Here is a 23,007-nt window from a genome sequence, read left to right as displayed (position 1 = left end):
CGGGTGATGCCGGGCGCGCTGCGAGCACGGCGTGCCGGGCATCGGCCGGACCCGGGCGGTACGACGCGCGCGGCCCGGTCTCTGAAACCCGGTGACATGAAATGGCCCGATCGGCATGCATTTGCCGGCCGGGTCATTTTTATTTGCACGTGCCGCAGACGTCAGGCGGGCAGCGCCTCGCCGCGACCCGGCGGACTGGCCGGGGCGCCCGGGATCGCTTCGCGAGCCGCCTGCAGCACGTCCCGCAACGCACCGAGCGCGGCGGACGCGTGGCCGTGCCGCCAGATCAACAAGGTGTCGATTGCGTCGAAACCCGGAACGGCATGCAACGCCAGGTTCTCGACCTCCGGCTGCCGGTCAAGCACCGAGCGCGGCGCCACCGCGACGCCCGCGCCCGCGGCGACGCATGCGACGATCGCATGGTACGAGCCGAGTTCCAGCACCCGCGCCGGCTTGACGCCATGCGCCGCATACCATTGTTCGGCATGGTTGCGGTACGTACAGCCGCGTTCGAACGCGATCAGCGTCGGCAGCATCACGTCACGCGGCGAGCGGACCGGCGGATGGCCGCGCGGGGTGAGCAGCAGCAGTTCCTCGCGGAACACCTGCACCGTGTCGAACATGTCCGGCAACGCGTCCGGCGCGAGCGGCCGGGCGACCAGTGCGGCGTCGATCTCGAACGCGCGGACCCGGTCGATCAGCCAGCCGGTCGTGCCGGTCACGAGTTCGAGCGTGACCTCCGGCCAGGCCTGGTGGTAGCGGGCGAGCACGGCGGGCAGGCGGCTCGCGGCCGTGCTTTCCATCGCGCCGAGCCGCAGCCGGCCGCGCGGCCGGTCCTCGCGCACCGCGTGGCGCGCCTCGTCGGCGAGCGCGAGCAAGCGTTCCGCATACGGCAGCAGCGTCTCGCCAGCCGGCGTGAGCACCAGCCGGCGGCCGTCCCGGACGAACAGCGCCGCGCCGAGTTCTTCCTCGAGCTGCTTGATGCGCGTCGTGACGTTCGACTGCACGCGATTGAGCTTCGCCGCCGCGCGCGTCACGCCGTTCTCGCGCACGACGGCCCGGAAAATCGCCAGCGCCGCCAGGTCCATGATTCTCTCCAAGCGATTAATGGATTCTTAATTATTCATTTTTAGAGAACGTTTGGTCAAGCTACGATGGAAACGTTCCGATTTCCGATCCGGCCGGCGCGCTGCGCCGGCCCATGCCGCCATGTCCCGCTTCGATGCCCCGACCGCCGCCGCCGGCGTGCTTCCTGTCGATGACGCCGACCGTCGCGCCCGCGCGGCCGCGCTGGCCTGCATGGTCGGCCTCGCCGTCGTGCTCGGCGTCGGCCGCTTTGCGTTCACGCCCCTATTGCCGCTGATGCTCGCGGACGGCTCGATCGGCCTGAAGGCCGGCGGCTGGCTCGCATCGGCGAACTATGCGGGCTATTTCGCCGGCGCGGTCAGTTGCGCGGCGCTGCGCATCGCACCCGCGCGGATGGTCCGCATCGGGCTCGCGGCCACCGTGCTGCTCACCGCCGCAATGGGCGTCGGCCACCTGCTGCCCGTCTGGCTCGCGGTGCGCTTCGTCGCGGGCGTCGTCAGCGCGTGGACGTTCGTGTTCATGTCGCAATGGGGGCTGCGGCGCCTGGCCGAGCTGTCCGCGCCCGAATGGAGCGGGGTGATCTACGCGGGCCCCGGCGTCGGCATCGTGCTGACGGGGCTGATCGGCCGCGCGCTGGCCGGCCAGCGCGCGGCATCGGGCTGGCTCGGCTTCGCGGCGCTGTCGGCCGTGCTGTCGGTCGCGATCTGGCGCACGTTCGCGGCCACACCGGCGCACGCCGCGGCGCCGGGCGGCACCGCGCCGCATGCGGCGGCCGCCACTGCCGCGGCGCCGGCCGGCGCGCGACGCCATCGCGCGGATGCCGCGTGGCTCGTCGTGCTGTACGGCATGCCGGGCTTCGGCTACATCATCACCGCGACGTTCCTGCCCGTGATCGCGCGCGCCGCGCTGCCGGCCGGTTCGCCGTGGCCCGACCTGTTCTGGCCGATGTTCGGCGCGGCGCTGATCGTCGGCGCGATCGCCGCCGCGCGGTTGCCCGGTCACTGGGACAACCGGCTGCTGCTGGCGGCCGGCTGCGCGACCCAGGCGCTCGGCATCGCGGCCGGGATCGTGTGGCCGAACGCGGCCGGCTTCTCGGTCGGCAGCGCGTTGCTCGGCCTGCCGTTCACCGCGATCACGCTGTTCGCGATGCGCGAGGCGCGGCGCCTGCACGGCGAGCGGGCAGCCGGGCTGATGGGCTATGCGACCGCGTCGTACGGGGTCGGGCAGATTCTCGGGCCGCTCGTCGCGGCGCCGCTGGCCGCGCGCTTCGGGTCGTTTTCTCCGGCGCTGTGGGTCGCGGTTGCCGCGCTGCTGCTGGGCGCCGCCGGCTTCGCGGCGACTGCCGCCCGCGGGCGCCGGCAACCCTGACGCCGGCGGGGCCGGATCGTCTGCGGCACGGGCAAACTCGCTAGAATGAAGCCTTTCCCGCGCCGAGCGGGTGCGCGGACAGCCGGCAGGCGGCCGTCCGGCGTCCGCCAGATCCCCACCGATGACCACCGTCGACTACCGCTTTTGCCCGCGCTGCGCGAACCCGCTGACCGAGCGCGCCGATCCCGAACATGAAGGCGGCCGGATTCGCCAGGCGTGCCCCGACGATACCTGCGGCTATGTCCACTGGAACAACCCGCTGCCCGTCGTCGCCGCGATCGTCGAGCTCGACGGCAAGATCCTGCTCGCGCGCAACGCGGCCTGGCCCGAAGGCATGTTTGCGCTGATCACCGGCTTCCTCGAGAACGGCGAGACGCCCGAGGACGGCATCGCGCGCGAGGTGTTCGAGGAAACGGCGCTGAAGGCCGAGCACGTGTCGCTCGTCGGCGTCTACGAATTCATCCGCAAGAACGAGCTGATCATCGCGTACCACGTGCGCGCGTCGGGCACGGTCGCGCTGTCGCCGGAGCTGCTCGAATACCGGCTCGTCGATCCGCCGCTGCTGCGCCCGTGGCGTGCCGGCACGGGCGTCGCGCTCGCCGACTGGATGCGCGCGCGCGGCCTCGATTTCGAGTTCGTCGACCGGCCGGGGCAGTGACGGGCCGGCCCGCCAGCAGGGTTTCATCCGCCGCACCGCGAGTGATCGCGCCGCGGCGCTTCGCTGCTTGCCGGCGCGCCATGCCGTACGGCCGCCGCGCTTCCTCCTCGTCGCTCCCATCGTCCTGACCGCCATCGCCATGTCCGACAAACCGCAGCCGCGTCCGCGCGACGCCTATCGCCACTTCCTGCCGATCACGACCCGCTGGATGGACAACGACGTCTACGGGCACGTGAACAACGTCGTCTACTACAGCTACTTCGACACCGTCGTGAACGCGTACCTGATCCGCGCGGGCGTGCTCGACGTCGAGCACGGGCAGACGATCGGGCTGGTGGTCGAGACGCAGTGCAACTACTTCGCACCGCTCGTATTTCCGCAGTCGGTCGACGCGGGGCTGCGCGTCGTGAAGCTCGGCACGTCGAGCGTGCGCTACGAGGTCGGGCTGTTCGCGCAAGGCGAAGCGTCGCCCGCCGCGCAGGGGCATTTCGTGCACGTGTACGTCGATCGCGGCACGCGCCGGCCCGTGCCGTTGCCCGACGCGCTGCGCGCCGCGCTCGAGCCGCTCGCGGCCTGACGGTTCGCGGTGCACGCGTTCGCGCTCCAGGCCTTCAACGGCCTCAGCTACGGCTTGCTGCTGTTCATGCTGTCGGCCGGCCTCACGCTGATCTTCAGCGTGCAGGGCGTGCTCAACTTCGCGCATGCGAGCTTCTACATGCTCGGGGCGTATGTCGGCTACAGCATCGCGGCACGCGCGGGCTTCTGGCCCGCGCTGGTGCTCGCGCCGCTCGCGGTCGGGCTGCTCGGCGCCGGCTGCGAACGCGCTCTGCTGCGCCGCGTGCAGGCGCGCGGCCATACGAGCGAGCTGCTGCTGACCTTCGGCCTGGCCTACCTGATCGGCGAAGGCGCGAAACTGCTGTGGGGCCTTGCACCGCTGCCGGCGCCCGTGCCGGCGCTGTTCGACGGCGCGCCCGTGACCGTATTCGGCCTCGCGCTGCCGCGCTACCGGCTGTTCATGATGGGGATGTCCGCGGCGATGCTGGTCGCGCTCGGCGCGCTGCTGCGCGCGTCGCGCATCGGGCTCGTCGTGCGCGCCGCGCTCACGCACCGCGCGGCCGTCGAGGCGCTCGGCTACGACGTGCCGCGCGTGATGACGGGGCTGTTCGGCGCGGGCACCGCGCTCGCGGCGCTGGCCGGCGTGATCGGCGCGCCGCTCGCGGTGATCGAGCCCGCGCTGGCGGAAACCGTGGGATCGGTCGTGTTCGCGGTCGTCGTGATCGGCGGGCTCGGCTCGCTCGGCGGTGCGTTTGCCGCGTCGCTGGCGGTCGGTTTCGCGCAGACCTTCGCGGCCGCGAGCGACACATCGCTGCGCGACCTCGCGCAATCGGCGGGCGTCGCGCTGCCCGACAGCGTGGCCGCGGTGTCGATCGCGCAGCTTGCGCCGCTGGTGCCGTACCTGCTGCTCGTCGCCGTGCTGGTCGCGCGGCCTCGCGGGCTGTTCGGCGAGCGTGCCGATGCGTAGCCGCGCGCTCGCCGGCTTCGCGCGCTGGGCGCTGTTCGCCGCGTGCGTCGCGCTGCCCGCGTGGCTGTGGCCGCATGGCGCGGTGCTCGGCTATCTCGCGCAGACGGCCGCGCTCGTCGTGCTTGCGCTGTCGTACAACCTGCAGCTCGGCACGACCGGGCTGCTGTCGTTCGGGCACGCGGCGTTCGCGGGCCTCGGCGCGTTCGCGGCCGCGCACTGGTTCAACCGCTTCGGCGGCCCGTTGCCGCTGTTGCCGCTCGTCGGCGGCGTGGCCGGCGCGGGCTTCGGTTTCGCCGCCGGGCTGCTCGCGACGCGCCGCTCGGGCACCGCGTTCGCGATGATCACGCTCGGGCTCGGCGAATGCGTCGCGGCCGCCGCGTGGAGCGTGCCCGCGTGGTTCGGCGGCATCGGCGGCGTGCCGATCGATCGCGCGGGCGGCACGCCGTGGGGCAACTGGCATTTTGGCGCGCCGGCGCACGCGTATGCGGTGATCGCCGCGTGGTGCGTCGCGTCGGCGTGGGCGATGCACGCGCTGACGCGCACGCCGCTCGCGCGGCTCGCGAACGCGGTGCGCGACAACCCGGCGCGGGTCGCCGCGCTCGGCACCGATCCGCGCCGCGTGCGGCTCGCGATGGTCACCTGCGCGTCGTTCTTCGCGGGCATCGCCGGCACGCTGACCCTGATCGACGTCGAGATCGCGACGCCCGACAGCGTATCGATGGCGCGTTCGGCAACCGTGCTGATCGCCGCGGTGATCGGCGGCACCGGTGCATTCATCGGGCCGGCGGCCGGTGCCGCCGTGCTGACCGCGTTGAGCGTCGTCGTCGCGGGCGTGTCGCGCGCGTGGGCGCTGTATCTCGGCGTGCTGTTCGTCGTGATCGTCGTGGCCGCGCCGCGCGGGATCGCGGGCATCGCGCAAGCGCTCGCGCATGCGATGCGGCGCGGCGCGCCGGCGGCCGAGCGGTGGCGCATGCTGTGCGGCGTCGGCGCGTGCGCGTTCTGGGGCGTCGCGATCGTCTGCGCGGCCGAGCTGGGTTATGCGTGGCGCTTCGCGCAGGACGACGGCGCGGGTTTCGCGTTCGGCGCATGGGGCATCGACGCCGATACGCCGGCCGGCTGGGCCGTCGCGTGCTCGGCGGCCGGCATCGGCACGCTGCTGTGGGGCTGGCGCGCACGGCTCGTGCCGGGCCGGCAAGCCGGCAAGCGGGAGGACGGGCGATGAACGGCAACGCGATCGCGCTCCACGGCGTCGTGCAGCGCTTCGGTGCGCAGACCGTGCTCGACGGCGTCGAGCTGAGCATCGCGGCCGGCGAGCGCCATGCGCTGATCGGGCCGAACGGCGCGGGCAAGTCGACGCTGTTCGGCGTGATCGCGGGCGCGACGCGGCCGACCCGCGGGCGCGTCGTGCTGCACGGCGTCGAGCTGCACGGGCGCGGGCCGGTCGTCGCGAGCCGCCTCGGCATCGGCCGCAGTTTCCAGCAGACGAGCGCGTTCGCGCGGCTGACCGTCTTCGACAACCTGCGTTGCGCGGCGCTGCATGCGCCGGCCGAACGGCGGCGCTGGTGGAACCGGCTGCGCGAATCGGCATCGGTCGATCTCGCGGCCGCGCGCGTGCTGCACGACATCGGCCTCGATGCGCGGCGCGACACGCCGGCCGCCGAACTGAGCTATGCGGAACAGCGCGCGCTCGATCTCGGGATCGCGCTTGCGAGCGGTGCGCGCACGCTGCTGCTCGACGAGCCGACGGCCGGCATGAGCCGCGCGCAGGCGGCGCGGATGATCGCGCTGATTCGTGCGACGACGCAGGGCCGCACGGTGCTGATGATCGAGCACGACATGGATGCGGTGTTCGGCTTTGCCGAACGCATCACGGTGCTCGTGCGCGGCGCGGTGGTCGCGACCGGCGCGCCCGAGGCGATCCGCGCCGATCCGGCCGTGCGTGCCGCGTATCTCGGTGAGGGCGACGCATGACCGCGCTGCTCGATATTCGCGGCCTGCGCGCGTGGTACGGGATGCAGCCCGTGCTCGACGGCGTCGATCTCGCGCTCGCGCCGGGCGAAACGCTTGCGCTGCTCGGCCGCAACGGGTCGGGGCGCTCGACGCTCGCGAAGGCCGTGATGGGGCTCGTGCGCACGGCCGGCTCGGTGCGTATCGGCGGCACCGAATGCGTGGGCGCACGGACGTTCGAGATCGCGCGGCACGGCGTCGCTTACGTGGCCGAAAGCCGCGATGTATTTCCGCTGCTGACCGTGCGCGACAACCTGCGGCTCGGGCTGCGCGGCGCAAGCGGCGCGGCCGAACGCGCGGCGCTCGAACGGCTGTTCGAGCGCTTTCCGTTGCTGGCGGCGCGCGCGGACGTGAAAGCCGGGCGGCTGTCGGGCGGCGAGCAGCAGGTGCTCGCGCTGGTGCGTGCGCTCGCCGGCCGCCCGCGCGTGCTGATCGTCGACGAACCGGCCGAAGGGCTCGCGCCGCTCGCGGTCGAAGAAGTCGGTGCGTGCCTCGCCACGCTGCAGGCCGACGGCGTCGCGATCGTGCTGATCGAGCAGCGGCTGCGGTTCGCGCCGCGGCTCGCGCGGCGCGTCGCGGTAATGGGGCGCGGACAGATCGTCTACGACGGCGCGCTCGACGGCCTGGGCGGCGATGTCGCCAATGCGTGGCTGAGCGCCGGCTGACGGCGCCGGACCGATTGTTCGGTTATCCCCGCCAGTCAATTCGTGTCGAGCCGCTTTATCGCCGCGATGCAGCACCCTACATTGCCAGTCATGCCGGTGCGCCGCATCAGCGCGGCAACCGGCGCCCCCCATCGAAAGTCTTGGACCGAGGAATGAAATCATGAGCAAGCTGACAGGCAAGGTAGCGATCGTCACGGGCGGATCGAAGGGCATCGGCGCCGCGATCGCCAGGGCGCTGGCCGCGGAAGGCGCGTCGGTCGTCGTCAACTACGCGAGCAGCAAGGCGGGTGCCGACGCGGTCGTGAGCGCGATCGTCGAAGCCGGCGGCCGTGCGGTCGCGGTCGGCGGCGACGTGTCGAAGGCAGCCGACGCGCAGCGCATCGTCGATACGGCGATCGACACGTATGGCCGTCTCGACGTGCTCGTCAACAATTCCGGCGTGTACGAATTCGCGCCGATCGAAGCGATCACCGAAGAGCACTACCGCCGGCAGTTCGACACGAACGTATTCGGCGTGCTGCTCACGACGCAGGCGGCCGTCAAGCATCTCGGCGAAGGCGCGAGCATCATCAACATCAGCTCGGTGGTGACCAGCATCACGCCGCCCGCCAGCGCCGTCTATAGCGGCACGAAGGGCGCGGTCGACGCGATCACCGGCGTGCTCGCGCTCGAACTCGGCCCGCGCAAGATTCGCGTGAACGCGATCAACCCGGGCATGATCGTGACCGAGGGCGCGCACAGCGCGGGCATCATCGGTTCCGATCTCGAGAAGCAGGTGCGCAGCGAGACGCCGCTCGGCCGCCTCGGCGAGCCGGACGACATCGCGTCGGTCGCCGTGTTCCTCGCGTCGGACGATGCGCGCTGGATGACCGGCGAGCATCTCGTCGTGAGCGGCGGGTTGAACTGATCCTGCGGGACGGCGGATCGGCGCGGCTGCGCCGGTCGCGCCGCGGGCACGGTTACGCGGGCATCGCCAGCGCGTACCTGCCGACGTGCCACTGCAGGCTCTCGACGACGAGCGCGTGATTGTGTTCCGGGTCGAGCCCCGCGATCGTCATCGCGCCGACGATGCCGGCCCCGGCGATCCGCAAAGGCACGCCGCCGCCGTCGAGCGCATAGTCGTCGTCCGACAGACCCTGCGATTGCAGCGACCAGCCGGCGCGGCGAAAGCGCACGCCGACCGCGAGCGAACTCAGGCCGAAGTGCCGCACCGTGTTCTGCCGGCGACGGATCGCGTCGCTGTCGTCCGCGTGGCTGCCGTCGAGCGCGCAGTAGAACAGCGGCGCCTGCTCGCCGACGATGCTCACCGCGATCGGCAGCCCGCGCCGCGACGCGAGGTTGACCGCGATTTCTCCCATCCGCCGTGCGACGGCCGCATTGAAGTGCGGCAGCGCGGGATTCGACGTGTCATCGTCGAAGGCATGGGGTTCGAGGCGAAAGAGGGGCGTCACCATGGCGGCTCCGTGTCATCGCCGGCTTCGTGCGCGCGTGCCGGGCATCGCATCGTCACGGGCCGCGCGCGGGCCCGTCGTCCGTTCAGCGCTTCGGTGCCGCGTCGAGCATCCACTCGTGCGCGGGGTCGTTCCTGAACGCCCACGCGCGGCTCGGTCCGGCCATCACGTTCAGGTAGTACAGGTTGTAGCCGTGCGGCGCGACGACCGGGTGGTAGCCGCGCGGCACCATCACGACGTCGTGGTTCTCGACCGCGCACGCTTCGTCGAGGCTGCGGTCGTCCGTGTACACGCGCTGGAACGCGAAACCCTGCGGCGGATCGATCCGGTGGTAGTAGGTTTCCTCGAGCGAGGTTTCGTCGGGCGCCGCGTCGCGGTCGTGCTTGTGCGGCGGATAGCTGCTCGAATGGCTGGCCGGCGTGACGACCTCGACGACGAGCAGCCGGTCGGCCGCCGGGTTGTCGCCCATCAGGATGTCGCATACGTAGCGCGTGTTGGTGCCTTGCCCGCGTACCGAACGGCGCATCCGTTCGCCGTCGAGGCGTCGCACCGGCTTGTCGCCGCTCGCGTACGGCGCGGTGCACAGCGCGATTTCCGCATCGCGCGTCGCGACCAGCGTGACGGTCTTGCCGCCCGGCAAGTACAGCGCGTCCGGCGACACGTCCTCGAAGACGCTGTCGCGCTTGCCGAGCGCATCGTAGGTTTCGCCGTCGACGTTCGCGCGCACCGTGCCCGTGAGCACGACGACGCACAGCTCGCGCGCGCCGGTGTCGAGCGTTTCGGTGTCGCCCGCCTTCAGGCGCAGCGCGCGAAAACCGACGTGCTTCCAGCCGGCCGACTCGGGCGTGACGTTGCAGATTTCGCGGTCGGCAGAGGCCTTGACCAGCAGGGGAGAAATCGTCATGGGGTGGGGCTCCGCAATAGGGTAGGGCTCAGGCGTTCAAGCGCCTGCATGCTCACGCGCTCAACCGGTCGACGATCGCGCGCAGCGATTCGTAACCCTTCTTCGCATACGCATAGCTCGGCGCGACGGCCGGATCCTGCTCGGCCTCGACGACGAGCCAGCCTTCGTAGCCGGCGTCCTTCAGCGTGCGCAGCGTCGCGTCGTAGTCGAGCGCGCCGTCGCCCGGTACCGTGAACGTGCCGTTGATCACGCCGTTCAGGAAGCTCCAGCCGTCGTTGCGCGCCTGCGTCACGACCTGCGGCCGCACGTCCTTGCAATGCACGTGAGCCACGCGCGACACGTGCTTCCTCAGCAGCGTCACCGGGTCGGCCGCGCCGCCGAAATACGCGTGGCCCGTGTCGAACAGCAGGAACACCTTCGCCGGATCGGTCAGCGCCATCAGCCGGTCGACGTCGTCGGGCGACTCGACGTACGCGCCCATGTGGTGATGGTAGGCGAGCTTGATCCCGTATGTGTCGATGAGGTGCGCGCCGAACGCGTCGAGGCGTGCCGCGTAGCGCCGCCATGCCTCGTCGTCGACGAAGCGCGGCCGCTTCGCGACCGGCGTGTCGATGCTGCCCTGGATCGTGCCCGCGCATTCGCCGTAGACGACGACCTTCACGTCGTTGAATTGCAGCTTCGTCATGTGCGCGCGGCAGCGCTCGATTTCCGCGGCGACCGCATCCGCATCGGTCATGCCCGGCGCGACTTCCGCGAGGAAGCCCGAATACCAGCCCGACACGCACACGAGCCCGAACTCGGCGAGCTTCGCCTTCAGCTCGGGGCCCGTCTTCGGAAACTTGTTGCCGAGCTCGAAGCCCGCATAGCCGATTTCGGCGCCTTCCTTCAGCGCCGTCTCGAGCGGCGTCTCGCCGCCGAGCGACGGCAGGTCGTCGTTCATCCACGACAGGGGATTGATACCGATGCGGACGTTCCAGCTCATGAGGTGCTTCCTTGGTTCGGATGGTGTTGTGTGCGGGGCGCTTTCGCGGGCAGCGTGCGCAATCAGCGCCGCTGCCGGGTCTTCGCGTCGAGATACGCGCGGTGCGCCTCTTCGACGCCGGCGCGTTCGGACACCTGCGGTACCGCGACTTCCCACCACGCGCCGCCGTCGTCGGTCGTGCGCCGATGCGTGGTGTCGATCACGAGCACCTGGCTCTTCCTTGCCGCGCGCGCACGCTTCATTTCGCTGCGCAGCTCGCCGATGTCGCGCACGTGCACGGCTTCGGCGCCCATCGCGCGCGCATGCATCGCGAAGTCGATCGTCGAGCGCTCGCCGCCTTCCGGCACGCAGTCGTCGAGCATGTTGTTGAAGCTCGCGCCGCCGCAATTCAGTTGCAGCCGCTCGATGCAGCCGTAGCCGCGGTTGTCGAGGATCACGACGATCAGCTTGCGGCCGAGCATCACGGAAGTGGCGAGTTCGGCGTTGAGCATCATGTACGAACCGTCGCCGACGATCACGATCACTTCGCGCTCGGGACGCGCGAGCTTCGCGCCGAGGCCGCCCGCGATTTCGTAGCCCATGCACGAATACGCATAGTCCATGTGGTAGTTGCCCGGCACGCCGCTGCGCCACAGCTTGTGCAGCTCGGCCGGCAGCGTGCCGGCCGCGCACACGACGAGATCGTCGCGCGCACTGTCGCGCCCCGCGTCGGCCGCGGAATCGCGCACCGCGCCGATCACTTCCGCGTCGTACGGCAGCGTGTCTTTCGGCATGCGCGTCGTCAGCTCGGTCACGCGTGCGTTCCACGCGGCGGCCTGGTCGCGGTTCGCGGCGGTCCAGGCCGGATCGGCTTGCCAGCCGGCCAGCGCGGCCGACAACTGGCCGAGGCCCGTGCGCGCATCGGCAACCAGTTGCCGGCCGCGTTTCTTGCCCGCGTCGAACGGCTGCACGTTCAGGCTCAGCAGCGTCGCGTCGCCATAGAGCGCGTGCGAGCCGGTCGTGAAGTCCTGCAGCCGCGTGCCGACCGCGAACACCACGTCGGCCTGCGCGGCCGCGCGGTTCGCGGCGGGCGAGCCCGTCACGCCGATCGACCCGAGGTTCAGCGGATGGTCCCACGCGAGGCTGCCCTTGCCGGCCTGCGATTCGGCGACCGGCACGCCGTGCGTGTCGGCGAACGCGCGCAGCGCGTCCCACGCCTGGCTGTACAGCACGCCACCGCCGGCGACGATCAGCGGCTTTTTCGCGGCCTTCAGCACGTCGAGCGCATCGGCGAGTTCGAGCACGTCGGCCGGCGGCCGGCGCATCCGGATCACCGGCGGCGCGAAGAAATCCTCGGGCCAGTCGTACGCGAAGGTCTGCACGTCCTGCGGCAGCGCGAGACACACGGGGCCGCACTGCGCGGGATCGGTCATCACCTGGATCGCGCGCGGCAGCGCGACGAGCAGCTGCTCGGGCGACGTGATCCGGTCGAAGTAGCGCGTCACCGGCCGGAAGCAGTCGTTCGCGCTGACGTCGCCCTGTTCGAAATCCTCGACCTGCTGCAGCACGGGGTCGGGCAGCCGGGACACGAACACGTCGCCGGGCAGCAGCAGCAGCGGCAGCCGGCCGACGTGCGCGAGCGCGGCCGACGTCAGCATGTTGGTCGCGCCGGGGCCGATGCTCGATGTCGCGGCCATCATCCGCTGGCGGAAATTCGCTTTCGCGAACGCGACGGCCGCGTTGGCCATCCCTTGTTCGTTGTGCGCGCGGAACGTCGGCAGCCGGTCCTTTTCGGCGTGCAACGCTTCGCCGAGCCCGGCCACGTTGCCGTGGCCGAAGATCGCGAACACGCCGCCGCAGTACGGCAGGATTCTGGTGCGGCCGTCGGGTTGGACGACTTCGGCGCGCAGGGCGGCCAGGTAGCGCACGAGCGCCTGGCTGACGGTCAGTCTCACGGTGGGGGTCATCGTCGGTCGGTGGTGAGGAGTCGGGTCGGGCATGGCGGGCACGCGCATCAGGCCGCGGCGGCGGCGCGCGCGGCGCCCCGGCGGCCGAGCCACGCGTCCACGAGCTGTGCGAAGTTGCCGGCGACTTCGTCGATCAGCGCCTGGTCGTCGATCCGGCCGGCGAGCCAGTTCAGCGATGCATCGGCCCACAGCGTGCGCCCGACCATGAAGCCCTTGACGATCGGGTTGGTCGCCGAGCGGAAGCTGTCGACGAGGTATTGCAGCGGCTGGTTCAGCCCGAGGATCACCGCGCCGCGGCAATGACGGTCGCGCTCGGCCACCAGCGCTTCGAGCCGCGACCAGCCGTCGGCGCTCAGCGGCGCGAGCTTCCACCATTCGGGCTTTATGCCGAGGTTGTAGAAGCGCGCGATCGTGCGCAGCACCGCGTCGTCCTCGGTGCCGGCCGGCGTGACCGCGCGCGGCGGAATCATTTCCAGCAGCAGCTCGTTGCCGCTGGCCCGCGTGGCTTCCCACAATTCCAGCACGCGCTGCTCCTGCTCGACGCGCAGGTCGACGTTGTCGTCGGGATGGTAGTGGACGAGGCACTTCACGACCTGTTCGGTCGGCCAGTGCGTGAGCGACGAGCCGACCGAGCGCGTCTCGTCGAAACGCAGCGGCCGCGAGCCCGGCAGCTCGACCGGGCGGCCGACCCACCAGCCGCGCCCGGTGGCCGACGCGAGCGCGTCGCTGCCGTATGCGCCGCCGTCGATCAGCACGCCGACGTGGCCCTCGATATGACGAGTGCGCTCGACCTGTTCGACCGCGCGCACGAGCAGGCGCTTCAGCGTCTTGATCCGCGCTTCGTCCGCGCCGGCCTGCACCGCGAGTTCGTAGAACTGGCTGCGATGGTCGAACGCCATCACGCACAGGTCGTCCCATTCGCGGCGCGGTACCGTCACGCGATGCAGGTGCGCGAGCGTGCGGTCGGCGTCGACCACCGGATTGCGGCTGCCGTCGAACCAGTGCGCGAGTTCGGCCGGCGTCGGCATCGCGGCCGAGCACGCGTGGCGCGATACGACGATCGCGCCGCACGCGTTCGCGATGCGCGTCGACTCGGCCCAGTCGCGGCCGCGCAGCAGCCCCGACAGCAGGCCCGACAGGAACGCGTCGCCCGCGCCCAGCACGTTGAGCACCTCGACGCGTTCGCCGATGAAGGTCGGCGCATCGTCGATGCGCGCGGGGATCTCGCCTTCGATCACGCAGCAGCCGAGCGCGCCGCGCTTGACGACCAGCGTTGCGTTCGTGATCCCGCGCACCGCCTGCAATGAACCGGTCAGGTCGTGCGGCACGCCGCCCGCGATCAGGAATTCCTCCTCGGTGCCGACCAGCAGGTCGAATTCGCCGAGCACCTGCTGCAGCTGCCGCGTCACCTGCGCGTCCGGCACGTAGCGGTTCTCGCCCGCGCCGCGCGCGGTCAGCCCCCACAGCACGGGCCGGTAGTCGATATCGAGGATCCGCACGACGCCATGGCGGCGCGCGTAGCCGAGCGCGGTCAGCGACGCTTCGCGCGTGGCCGGCGTCGAAAGATGCGTGCCGGTGATCGCGAGCGCACGGCAGCCGGCGATGAAGTCCTCGCGGATCTCGTCGGCGCGCACGGCCATGTCCGCGCAGTTCTCGCGCACGAACAGCAGCGGGAACGTGTCGCGATCCTTCAGCCCGAGCAGCACCAGCGCGGTGAGGCGCTCGCGGTCGGTCTGCAACTGGCTCGTGTCGCAGCCTTCGCGCTCGAGCGTCTCGCGCAGGAAGCGACCCATCTGCTCGTCGCCGACGCGCGAGATCATCGCGGTCTTCAGCCCGAGCCGCGCGACGCCGAACGCGACGTTGCCCGACGAGCCGCCGAGATACATCTGGAAGCTGCGCGCGTCTTCCAGGCGGCTGCCGTACTGCTGCGCATAGAGATCCACGGCGACGCGGCCGAGGCAGGCGAGATCGATGGGGCGGTCACTCGGAAAGTTCAGCAGGCTCATATCACGTGTCACGCTCGCAGCCGGCGTTCGGCGATGCCGGCAGATTAGGGGACCGATTCCCTGGTGACGGTTCGCGACGTGCGCTGCACGACGCGAGACTGCCTGCCGCAAGGAATCGGGCTACGGACGCAGTCTAGACTTTTTGGAAATCCAGTTCCCTAGGTGAAATCACGTAGAAATAAATTTCCAAATTTTCGAGGAAGTGATCTACAGTTTCATCCGGATGCTTCAGTCCCGATCGGACCAGATCGGACTTGGCCCGGCGGCGCGCAACGTGCCGTCTTCCGCCCCCCGGAGATGAGGAGACAGAGTGATCATGAAGACCAAGCTGATGGCCGTCGCAGCCGCCGCGATCCTGGCTGCGCCGCTCGCGCACGCCGAGAAGATCGGCGTGACGATGGCGTCGTTCGACGACACGTTCCTGACCATCCTGCGCAACAGCATCGCCGATTCGGCGAAGAAGGACGGCGCGACGGTGCAGGTCGAGGACGGCGGCAACGACGTCGGCAAGCAGTTGAGCCAGGTCCAGAACATGATCGCGCAGAAGGTCGACGCGATCATCGTGAATCCGGTCGATACCGACGCGACGCCGAAGATCACGAAGATGGTGACCGCGGCGAAGATTCCGCTCATCTACGTGAACCGCAGGCCGGTCGATTTCGACAAGCTGCCGGCCGGCGTCGCGGTCGTCGCGTCCGACGAGAAGCAGTCGGGCACGCTGCAGGCGCGCCAGGTGTGCAAGCTGCTCGGCGGCAAGGGCGACATCCTCGTGCTGATGGGCGAGCTGTCCAACGAATCGGCGCGCGCCCGCACCAAGGACATCGAGGACGTGATCGCGACGAAGGATTGCTCCGGCATGAAGATCGTCGACAAGCGCGAAGGCAAGTGGAGCCGCACGCAGGGCCAGGACATCACGATGAACTGGCTGAGCTCCGGGACGAAGTACGACGCGATCATCTCCAACAACGACGAGATGGCGATCGGCGCGATCAACGCGCTGAAGGCCGCGCGCAAGTGGACGCCGAAGACGGTCGTCGCGGGCATCGACGCGACGCCGGACGGCCTCGCGTCGATGAAGAGCGGCGATCTGAAGGTGTCCGTGTACCAGAACGCGTCCGGGCAGGGCGCGCAGGCGGTTGCCGCGGCGCTCAAGCTGGCGAAGAAGCAGCCCGTCGACCGCTACGTGAACGTGCCGTTCGAGCTCGTGACGCCCGAGAACATGAATCAGTACGCCAAGCACTGACCGGTGATCCGTTGAACTGCGCGGGCCCGGCATGACCGGGTTCGCGCGCGACTTGTCGAGGAACGTCCATGTTTACAGCCAGGATCGCGCACCCGATGGCCGGCGGCGACGCGCCGGCCGCTTCGTCGGGATCGGCCGGCTCGTCCGGTCCCGCCGGGGCACCGGCTTCTTCCGCGGCCGATTGCGTGCTCGAGGTGCGCGGCGTCGGCAAGTCGTTTCCGGGCGTCGTCGCGCTCGACGGCGTGCAGTTCCGCGTGCGTCGCGGCACGGTCCATGCGCTGATGGGCGAGAACGGTGCGGGCAAGTCGACGCTGATGAAGATCATCGCGGGCGTCTACACGCCCGACCAGGGCGAGATCCTGATCAACGGCGAACCCGTCGTGCTGAACGGCCCGCTCGATGCGCTCGACCGCGGGATCGCGATGATCCACCAGGAACTCAACCTGATGCCGTACATGACGGTCGCGGAGAACATCTGGATCCGCCGCGAACCGAAGAACCGCTTCGGCCTGATCGATCATGCGGAGCTGCGCCGCCGCACGGCCGCGCTGTTCGAGCGGCTGTCGATCGACATCGATCCGGAAACCGACGTGCGCATGCTGACGGTCGCGAGCCGCCAGATGGTCGAGATCGCGAAGGCCGTGTCGTTCGACTCGGACGTGCTGATCATGGACGAGCCGACGTCGGCGCTGACCGACAAGGAAGTCACGCACCTGTTCCGGATCATTCGCCAGCTGCGCGAGCAGGGCAAGGGCATCGTCTACATCACGCACAAGATGAACGAGCTGTTCGAGATCGCCGACGAGTTCTCGGTGTTCCGCGACGGCAAGTACATCGGCACGCATGCGTCGAGCGACGTCACGCGCGACGACATCATCCGCATGATGGTCGGGCGCGAGATCACGCAGATGTTCCCGAAGGAGGAGGTGCCGATCGGCGACGTCGTGCTGTCGGTGAAGAACCTCGGCGTCGACGGCGTGTTCCGCGACGTGAGCTTCGAGCTGCGCGCGGGCGAGATCCTCGGCGTCGCGGGCCTCGTCGGCTCGGGGCGTTCGAACGTCGCGGAGGCGCTGTTCGGCGTCGTGCCGGCCACGTCCGGCGAGATCCGGATCGACGGCAAGCCGGTGCGGATCGCCACGCCCGCGCAGGCGATGAAGCGCGGGATGGCGTTCCTCACCGAGGACCGCAAGGACACCGGCTGCTTCCTGAATCTCGACCTGCTCGCGAACATGGAAGCCGCGGTGCTCAGCAACCGCTACGTGAAGTTCAACTTCGTGCAGCAGGCGCAGTTGAAGCGCGACTGCGAGGCAATGAGCCGGATGCTGCGCGTGAAGTCGCCCGGGCTGCACGAGGAGATCCAGAACCTGTCGGGCGGCAACCAGCAGAAGGTGCTGATCGGCCGCTGGCTGCTCACGCAGCCGCGCATCCTGATCCTCGACGAACCGACGCGCGGCATCGACGTCGGCGCGAAGGCCGAGATTCACCGGCTCGTCAGCGCGCTCGCCGGCAAGGGCGTCGCGGTGCTGATGATCTCGTCGGAGATGCCGGAAGTGCTGGGAATGAGCGATCGCGTGATGGTGATGCACGAAGGGCGCATGACCGGCATCCTCGATCGCAAGGACGCCGACCAGGTCCGCATCATGGAGCTCGCGTCGCGCTGAGCCGAAACAAGATTGGAGACAAAGAAATGGGCAACCTGAACCCGGTCGCGGACGCGCAGACCATGACACTCAAGTCGCGGCACACGAAGTGGCCGCCCGAACTGAGCATCTTCCTCGTGCTGGTCGGCATCAGCCTGTTCTTCGAGATCGTCGGCTGGATCGTCGTCGGCCAGAGCTTCCTGTTCAACGCCGAGCGGCTCGAGATCATCGTGCTGCAGATGGCCGTGATCGGCATCATCGCGGTCGGCGTGAACCTCGTGATCATCACCAGCGGGATCGACCTGTCGTCGGGGTCGGTCGTCGCGGCGGCCGCCGTCGTATCGGCCAGTCTTGCGCAGGTGTCCGACTTCCCGCGCGCGGTGTTTCCGCACCTGACCGACCTGCCGATCATCTGGCCCGTGCTGGCCGGCGTGTGCGTCGGGCTGCTGGTCGGCCTGCTGAACGGCACGCTGATCGCGATGACGGGCATTCCGCCGTTCATCGCGACGCTCGGCACGATGGTGGCCGCGCGCGGGTTCGCGAAGTGGTTCACCAACGGGATGCCGGTGTCGATGCTGACCGATCCGTTCGCGGCCATCGGCGCGGGCGCCAACCCGGTGATCATCTTTCTCGTGATCGCCGCGATCTTCCACATCGTGCTGCGCTATACGCGCTTCGGCAAGTACACCTACGCGATCGGCGCGAACCGTCATGCGGCGGTCGTGTCGGGCATCAACGTCACGCGTCACCTGATCTTCGTCTATGCGATCGCGGGCCTCCTGAGCGGGATCGCCGGCACCGTGACGGCCGCGCGCGCGATCTCGGGGCAGTCGGGCATGGGCGTGATGTACGAGCTCGACGCGATCGCGGCCGTCGTGATCGGCGGCACGTCGCTGTCGGGCGGCCTCGGCCGCGTGACCGGCACCGTGATCGGCGTGCTGATCCTCGGCGTGATGACGTCGGGCTTCACGTTCATCCGCATCGACGCGTATTACCAGGAGATGGTGAAGGGCGCGATCATCGTCGCGGCCGTGATCGCCGACCAGTACCGCAACAAGAAGACGCGTCGCTGACCGCACGCGCCCCACCGGATGCCGCATTCACGAAGGAAGACTGATGAAGATCGCGCTGGATCCCTACATGATTCGCCACCTGCCGCTCGACCGGCTGCCGCACGCGGTGGCCGAGCTCGGCTACGACCAGATCGAGCTGTCGCCGCGCAGCGACTTTCTCGACTGGTGGGTGATGCCGCGCGCGACGCGCGAGCGCATGGCCGCGTTCCGCCAGGCGCTGCGCGCGAGCGGTGTCGGCCTCGCGTCGCTGCAGCCGATGTACCGGTGGGCGAGCCCGTTCGAGGACGAGCGGCAATGGGCCGTGCGCTGCTGGAAGAAGGCGATCGAGGTCGCACTCGAGATGGAGTGCGCACTGATGGTGTCGGAGTTCGGGCGCGGCGCGTCGCCCGAGCGCTCGGTCGGCGAGCGGCCGGGCGCGAACCCGAAGGAGCTGTGCGAGGCCGCGTGGTTCCGGTCGATGGACGAGCTGCTGCCGATCCTCGAGCGCGAACGCATCGTGCTGTCGGTCGAGCCGCATCCGGAGGACTGGATCGAGCAGTTGCAGCCGGCGATCGATATCGTGACGAACCTCGGCTCGCCGTCGCTGAAGCTGTCGTACATCGCGCCGCACACGTTCTACTACGGCGACGACATGGCCGCGATGATCGCGCAGGCCGCGCCGCTGCTCGCGCACGTGCGCGTGGCCGACACCTTCGACCACCGCAAGAGCAGCCAGCTGCGCTACATCGTGAACCCGCCCGGCTCGAACCAGATTCGTGTGCACCAGCATCTCGACATCGGGCAGGGCGAGATCGACTGGGATCTGTTCTTCGGCGCGCTCGGCGCCGCGGGCTTCGACGGCGTGATGTCGTCGTGCGTGTTCGCGTGGGAGGACCGCGCGGAAGCCTCGTCGCGCTACATGCGCGACACGATCCGGCGCTACGTCGATCGCCATTGCGATCGCACCGCGCGCTGACCGATTGCTGACCGGCGCGGCACGGGCCGCGCCGCTGAGAAACGAACGACTGGAGATACCGGATGACCTTGCAAATCGGCGTGATCGGCTGCGGCGCGATCGGCCAGGACCATATTCGCAGGCTGACTCGCACGCTGTCCGGCGCGCGCGTCGTGGCCGTCAACGACATCGATCCGCAGCAGGCGCGCGACGCGGTGTCGAAGTATGGGCTCGATGCCGAGATCTACGGCGACGGCCACGAAGTGGTCGCGGCCGCCGACGTGCAGGCCGTGCTCGTCACGTCGTGGGGGCCGACGCACGAAGCGTTCGTGCTCGACGCGATCGCGCACGGCAAGCCCGTGTTCTGCGAGAAGCCGCTCGCCGTCACGGCCGACGGCTGCATGCGGATCGTCGAAGCCGAGGTCGCGCACGGCAAGCGGCTTGTGCAGGTCGGCTTCATGCGGCCGTACGACGAAGGCTATCGCGCACTGAAGCGCGTGATCGACAGCGGCGAGATCGGCGCGCCGCTGATGCTGCATTGCGCGCACCGCAACCAGTCGGTCGGCGAGCGCTACACGACCGACATGGCGATCACCGACACGCTGATCCACGAGCTCGACGTGCTGCGCTGGCTGCTCGGCGAGGACTACGCGAGCGCGCAGGTCGTCTATCCGAAGAAGACGCGCCATGCGAGCGCGCATCTCGCCGATCCGCAGATCGTGCTGCTGGAAACCGCGAGCGGCGTGCGCATCGACGTCGAGATCTTCGTGAACTGCCAGTACGGCTACGACATCCAGTGCGAGGTGGTCGGCGAGCAGGGCATCGCGAAGCTGCCCGATCCGCCGGCGGTGGGGCTCAAGCATGCGGCGCGGCAGGCGGTCGAGATCATGACCGACTGGAAGGAGCGTTTCATCGCGTCGTACGACGTCGAGCTGCAGGCGTTCATCGACGGCGTGCGGCAGGGGGCGCTCACCGGGCCGTCCGCATGGGACGGCTACGCGGCGGCGGTCGCGGCCGACGCGTGCGTGCGGGCGCAACAGAGCGGTGCGGTCGAACCGATCGCGATGGCCGACCGTCCCGCGTTCTATCGCGACTGACCCGCGGCGCGCGCCGCTTACCTGCCGGACTGACCGACATGACGATGAAGATTGGATGCGCACCGTGTTGCTGGGGCGTCGACGACGTGAAGAACCCGCACCTGCCGCCGTGGCGGCAGGTGCTCGCCGAGGCCGCGCAGGCCGGCTATTCCGGCATCGAGCTCGGGCCGTACGGCTACATCCCGCTCGAACTCGACGTGGTGAGTGCCGAGCTCGAGCGGCAGCGCCTGAGCATTACCGCGGGCACGATCTTCGACGATCTCGTGTCGCCGGAGAACCTGCCGAACCTGCTGCGCCAGACGCGCGAAATCTGCGCGCTGATCACGCGGCTGCCCAAGCTGCCGACGCAGGACGGCCAGCGCTACGCGGCGCCGTACCTGGTCGTGATGGACTGGGGGCACGAAGAGCGCGACTACGCGGCCGGCCATGCCGATCGCGCGCCGCGGCTGTCCGGCGAACGCTGGGCACGCATGGTCGACCATATCCGGCAGATCGCGACGATCGCGCGCGACGAGTTCGGCGTGCGTGCGGTGATCCATCCGCATGCGGGCGGCTATATCGAGTTCGCGGACGAGATCGACCGGATCGTCGCCGACATTGCGGCCGACACGGCCGGCCTGTGTCTCGACACGGGCCACCTGCATTACTCGGGCATGGACCCGGAGGCCTGGCTGCGCCGCCATGCGGCGCGTCTCGACTACGTGCACTTCAAGGATATCGATGCGGCCGTATACGACGCGGTGATGGGCGAGCACATCGCGTTCTTCGCCGCGTGCGCGCGCGGCGTGATGTGCCCGATCGGCACCGGCGTGCTCGACTACCGGTCGATCCGGCACGCGCTCGACGATATCGGCTACGCGGGCTATATCACGATCGAGCAGGAGCGCGACCCGCGCAATGCCGGCACGAGCCTGCGCGACGTCGCCGCGAGCCGCGCGTTTCTCGCGTCGGCCGGCTTTGCATGAACCCCTGAACACGGACCAGGAACACCACCATCATGATTGACGGACAGATTCTGCTTGGACATTCGATTCGCTGGGGCATGGTCGGCGGCGGGCTCGGCAGCCAGATCGGCTACAGCCACCGGTCGGCCGCATTGCGCGACGGCAGCTTCCAGCTGGTCGCCGGCGCGTTCGACCTCGATCCCGAACGCGGCCGCCAGTTCGGCGTGAAGCTTGGCGTCGCGGCGCAGCGCTGCTATCCCGACTACGCGACGATGTTCGACGCCGAGGCACGCCGCCCGGACGGCATTCGCGCGGTGTCGATCGCGACGCCGAACAACACGCACTTCGAGATCTGCCGCGCCGCGCTGAACGCGGGGCTGCACGTGATCTGCGAGAAGCCGCTGTGCTTCACGACCGAGGAGGCCGAGGCGCTGCAGCGCCTGTCGGTCGAGAAGAACCGGATCGTCGGCGTCGCGTACGGCTATTCGGGACACCAGATGATCGAGCAGGCGCGCGAGATGATCGCGCGCGGCGACCTCGGCGAGGTCCGCATCGTGCAGATGCAGTTCGCGCATGGCTTCCATAGCGAAGGCGTCGAGGCCGCGAGCGCGGCCGCGCGCTGGCGCGTCGACCCGAAATTCGCAGGCCCGAGCTATGTGCTCGGCGATATCGGCACGCATCCGCTGTACCTCTCCGAGGTGATGGCGCCCGAGCTGAAGATCCGGCGGCTGATGTGTTCGCGGCAGAGCTTCGTGAAGAGCCGCGCACCGCTCGAGGACAACGCGTTCACGATCATGGAATACGACACGGGCGCGATCGGCTACGTGTGGTCGAGCGCGGTGAACGCGGGCTCGATGCACAGCCAGAAGGTGCGCGTGATCGGATCGAAGGCGAGCGTCGAATGGTGGGACGAGCATCCGAACCAGTTGCGCTACGAAGTGCAGGGGCAACCCGCGCAAGTGCTCGATCGCGGGATGGGCTATCTGCATCCGCACGCATTGCGCGAAGATCGCATCGGCGCCGGGCATCCGGAAGGGCTGTTCGAGGCCTGGTCGAATCTCTATGCGCGCTTCGCGCTCGCGATGGATGCGGCCGATCGCGGCGACGCCGCGGCGCTGAAGGACATCCGCTTTCCGGATGTCCACGCGGGCGTCGAGGGTGTCCGCTGGGTCGAGAACTGCGTGCGTTCCGCCGATGCGGGCGGCGTATGGGTCGACTACCGCTGAGCCGCGCATGGCGGGCCGGCCGTGCCCGCCGCGTGCCCGCCGTGTGCCGTTGCGCAGCGGCAGCGGCCTCGGTAGACACCCTGATCTTTACGACGCCGCGAGAGCGTTGGACAATCGCTTCCAGTGTTGCCGTGGAGCGTGTGCAAGTGATGATCGAGCGCGTGGGAGCGAAACGTGCGGCGCGGGTCGTGCCGCAAACGTGATTAAATTCGCCCTTCATGCATGTATCCAGGTGAGTCCCGGGCCGCGTCCGTC

At 69.6% G+C, this 23,007-nt stretch carries 21 protein-coding genes; 15 read left to right on the top strand and 6 right to left on the bottom strand.

What is annotated here, in order from left to right; genetic code table 11:
* Positions 1-161: 161 nt before the first annotated feature.
* On the bottom strand, positions 162-1,088 hold the full coding sequence (locus BFF94_RS33210) for a LysR substrate-binding domain-containing protein (RefSeq protein WP_128844956.1): 927 nt from the start codon (positions 1,086-1,088) through the stop codon (positions 162-164).
* Positions 1,089-1,209: 121 nt separating this feature from the next.
* On the opposite strand from BFF94_RS33210, the gene BFF94_RS33205 reads away from it, so the two are divergent.
* The 8 genes from BFF94_RS33205 (at position 1,210) to BFF94_RS33170 (ending at position 8,213) form a co-directional block, all read left to right on the top strand.
* Positions 1,210-2,454: a YbfB/YjiJ family MFS transporter gene (locus BFF94_RS33205; protein WP_219140294.1), complete on the top strand. Its 1,245-nt coding sequence runs from the start codon at positions 1,210-1,212 to the stop codon at positions 2,452-2,454.
* A gap of 121 nt (positions 2,455-2,575) precedes the next feature.
* Positions 2,576-3,112, top strand: a complete 537-nt coding sequence (locus tag BFF94_RS33200) for an NUDIX domain-containing protein (RefSeq protein WP_128848017.1) — start codon at positions 2,576-2,578, stop codon at positions 3,110-3,112.
* Positions 3,113-3,251: 139 nt separating this feature from the next.
* Positions 3,252-3,689, top strand: a complete 438-nt coding sequence (locus tag BFF94_RS33195; protein ID WP_128848020.1) for an acyl-CoA thioesterase — start codon at positions 3,252-3,254, stop codon at positions 3,687-3,689.
* 9 nt (positions 3,690-3,698) lie between these two features.
* The gene (locus BFF94_RS33190) at positions 3,699-4,634 is read left to right on the top strand and encodes a branched-chain amino acid ABC transporter permease (RefSeq protein ID WP_219140293.1); all 936 of its coding nucleotides are present in this window, start codon (positions 3,699-3,701) and stop codon (positions 4,632-4,634) included.
* Positions 4,627-5,856, top strand: a complete 1,230-nt coding sequence (locus tag BFF94_RS33185; RefSeq protein WP_219140292.1) for a branched-chain amino acid ABC transporter permease — start codon at positions 4,627-4,629, stop codon at positions 5,854-5,856. The genes BFF94_RS33190 and BFF94_RS33185 overlap by 8 nt, the downstream gene beginning before the upstream one ends.
* Positions 5,853-6,605, top strand: a complete 753-nt coding sequence (locus tag BFF94_RS33180) for an ABC transporter ATP-binding protein (RefSeq protein WP_219140291.1) — start codon at positions 5,853-5,855, stop codon at positions 6,603-6,605. The genes BFF94_RS33185 and BFF94_RS33180 overlap by 4 nt, the downstream gene beginning before the upstream one ends.
* Positions 6,602-7,306 (top strand): ABC transporter ATP-binding protein, encoded by a 705-nt coding sequence (locus tag BFF94_RS33175; protein ID WP_219140290.1) that lies wholly within the window; start codon positions 6,602-6,604, stop codon positions 7,304-7,306. Before BFF94_RS33180 ends, BFF94_RS33175 begins: the two co-directional genes overlap by 4 nt.
* A 160-nt stretch (positions 7,307-7,466) precedes the next feature.
* The gene (locus tag BFF94_RS33170) at positions 7,467-8,213 is read left to right on the top strand and encodes an SDR family NAD(P)-dependent oxidoreductase (protein ID WP_128849371.1); all 747 of its coding nucleotides are present in this window, start codon (positions 7,467-7,469) and stop codon (positions 8,211-8,213) included.
* A gap of 52 nt (positions 8,214-8,265) precedes the next feature.
* On the opposite strand, the gene BFF94_RS33165 is transcribed toward BFF94_RS33170, so the two are convergent.
* The 5 genes from BFF94_RS33165 to BFF94_RS33145 form a co-directional block, all read right to left on the bottom strand.
* On the bottom strand, positions 8,266-8,760 hold the full coding sequence (locus tag BFF94_RS33165; RefSeq protein WP_128849369.1) for a heme-degrading domain-containing protein: 495 nt from the start codon (positions 8,758-8,760) through the stop codon (positions 8,266-8,268).
* A gap of 82 nt (positions 8,761-8,842) precedes the next feature.
* Positions 8,843-9,661 carry a 5-deoxy-glucuronate isomerase gene (gene iolB, locus BFF94_RS33160; protein WP_128849366.1) on the bottom strand — a complete coding sequence of 273 codons (819 nt, stop codon included), beginning with the start codon at positions 9,659-9,661 and terminating at the stop codon, positions 8,843-8,845.
* Positions 9,662-9,713: 52 nt separating this feature from the next.
* On the bottom strand, positions 9,714-10,643 hold the full coding sequence (iolE, locus tag BFF94_RS33155) for a myo-inosose-2 dehydratase (protein ID WP_128849363.1): 930 nt from the start codon (positions 10,641-10,643) through the stop codon (positions 9,714-9,716).
* A gap of 62 nt (positions 10,644-10,705) precedes the next feature.
* A complete protein-coding gene (iolD, locus tag BFF94_RS33150) occupies positions 10,706-12,589 on the bottom strand; it encodes a 3D-(3,5/4)-trihydroxycyclohexane-1,2-dione acylhydrolase (decyclizing) (RefSeq protein WP_128849361.1) in 1,884 nt (627 codons plus the stop codon).
* 47 nt (positions 12,590-12,636) lie between these two features.
* On the bottom strand, positions 12,637-14,595 hold the full coding sequence (locus tag BFF94_RS33145) for a bifunctional 5-dehydro-2-deoxygluconokinase/5-dehydro-2-deoxyphosphogluconate aldolase (protein WP_219140289.1): 1,959 nt from the start codon (positions 14,593-14,595) through the stop codon (positions 12,637-12,639).
* 316 nt (positions 14,596-14,911) lie between these two features.
* Here BFF94_RS33145 and BFF94_RS33140 point away from each other — a divergent pair, with 316 nt between their 5' ends.
* The 7 genes from BFF94_RS33140 (at position 14,912) to BFF94_RS33110 (ending at position 22,752) form a co-directional block, all read left to right on the top strand.
* Positions 14,912-15,838, top strand: a complete 927-nt coding sequence (locus BFF94_RS33140; protein WP_128849358.1) for a sugar ABC transporter substrate-binding protein — start codon at positions 14,912-14,914, stop codon at positions 15,836-15,838.
* Between the two features lie 68 nt (positions 15,839-15,906).
* Positions 15,907-17,499, top strand: a complete 1,593-nt coding sequence (locus tag BFF94_RS33135; protein ID WP_128849355.1) for a sugar ABC transporter ATP-binding protein — start codon at positions 15,907-15,909, stop codon at positions 17,497-17,499.
* A 26-nt stretch (positions 17,500-17,525) separates the two neighbouring features.
* Positions 17,526-18,551, top strand: a complete 1,026-nt coding sequence (locus BFF94_RS33130; RefSeq protein ID WP_128849353.1) for an ABC transporter permease — start codon at positions 17,526-17,528, stop codon at positions 18,549-18,551.
* 43 nt (positions 18,552-18,594) lie between these two features.
* Entirely contained in the window at positions 18,595-19,506 is a 912-nt protein-coding gene (locus BFF94_RS33125) for a sugar phosphate isomerase/epimerase family protein (protein WP_128849350.1), read from the top strand.
* A 62-nt stretch (positions 19,507-19,568) separates the two neighbouring features.
* Positions 19,569-20,582, top strand: a complete 1,014-nt coding sequence (iolG, locus tag BFF94_RS33120; RefSeq protein WP_128849347.1) for a bifunctional inositol 2-dehydrogenase/D-chiro-inositol 1-dehydrogenase — start codon at positions 19,569-19,571, stop codon at positions 20,580-20,582.
* Between the two features lie 38 nt (positions 20,583-20,620).
* A complete protein-coding gene (locus BFF94_RS33115; protein ID WP_128849344.1) occupies positions 20,621-21,547 on the top strand; it encodes a TIM barrel protein in 927 nt (308 codons plus the stop codon).
* Between the two features lie 32 nt (positions 21,548-21,579).
* Positions 21,580-22,752, top strand: a complete 1,173-nt coding sequence (locus BFF94_RS33110) for a Gfo/Idh/MocA family protein (protein WP_128849341.1) — start codon at positions 21,580-21,582, stop codon at positions 22,750-22,752.
* Positions 22,753-23,007: the final 255 nt, after the last annotated feature.

Source organism: Burkholderia catarinensis, assembly GCF_001883705.2.
Classification (GTDB): Bacteria; Pseudomonadota; Gammaproteobacteria; order Burkholderiales; family Burkholderiaceae; genus Burkholderia; species Burkholderia catarinensis.
This window is presented reverse-complemented; position numbering and strand designations above follow the sequence as displayed.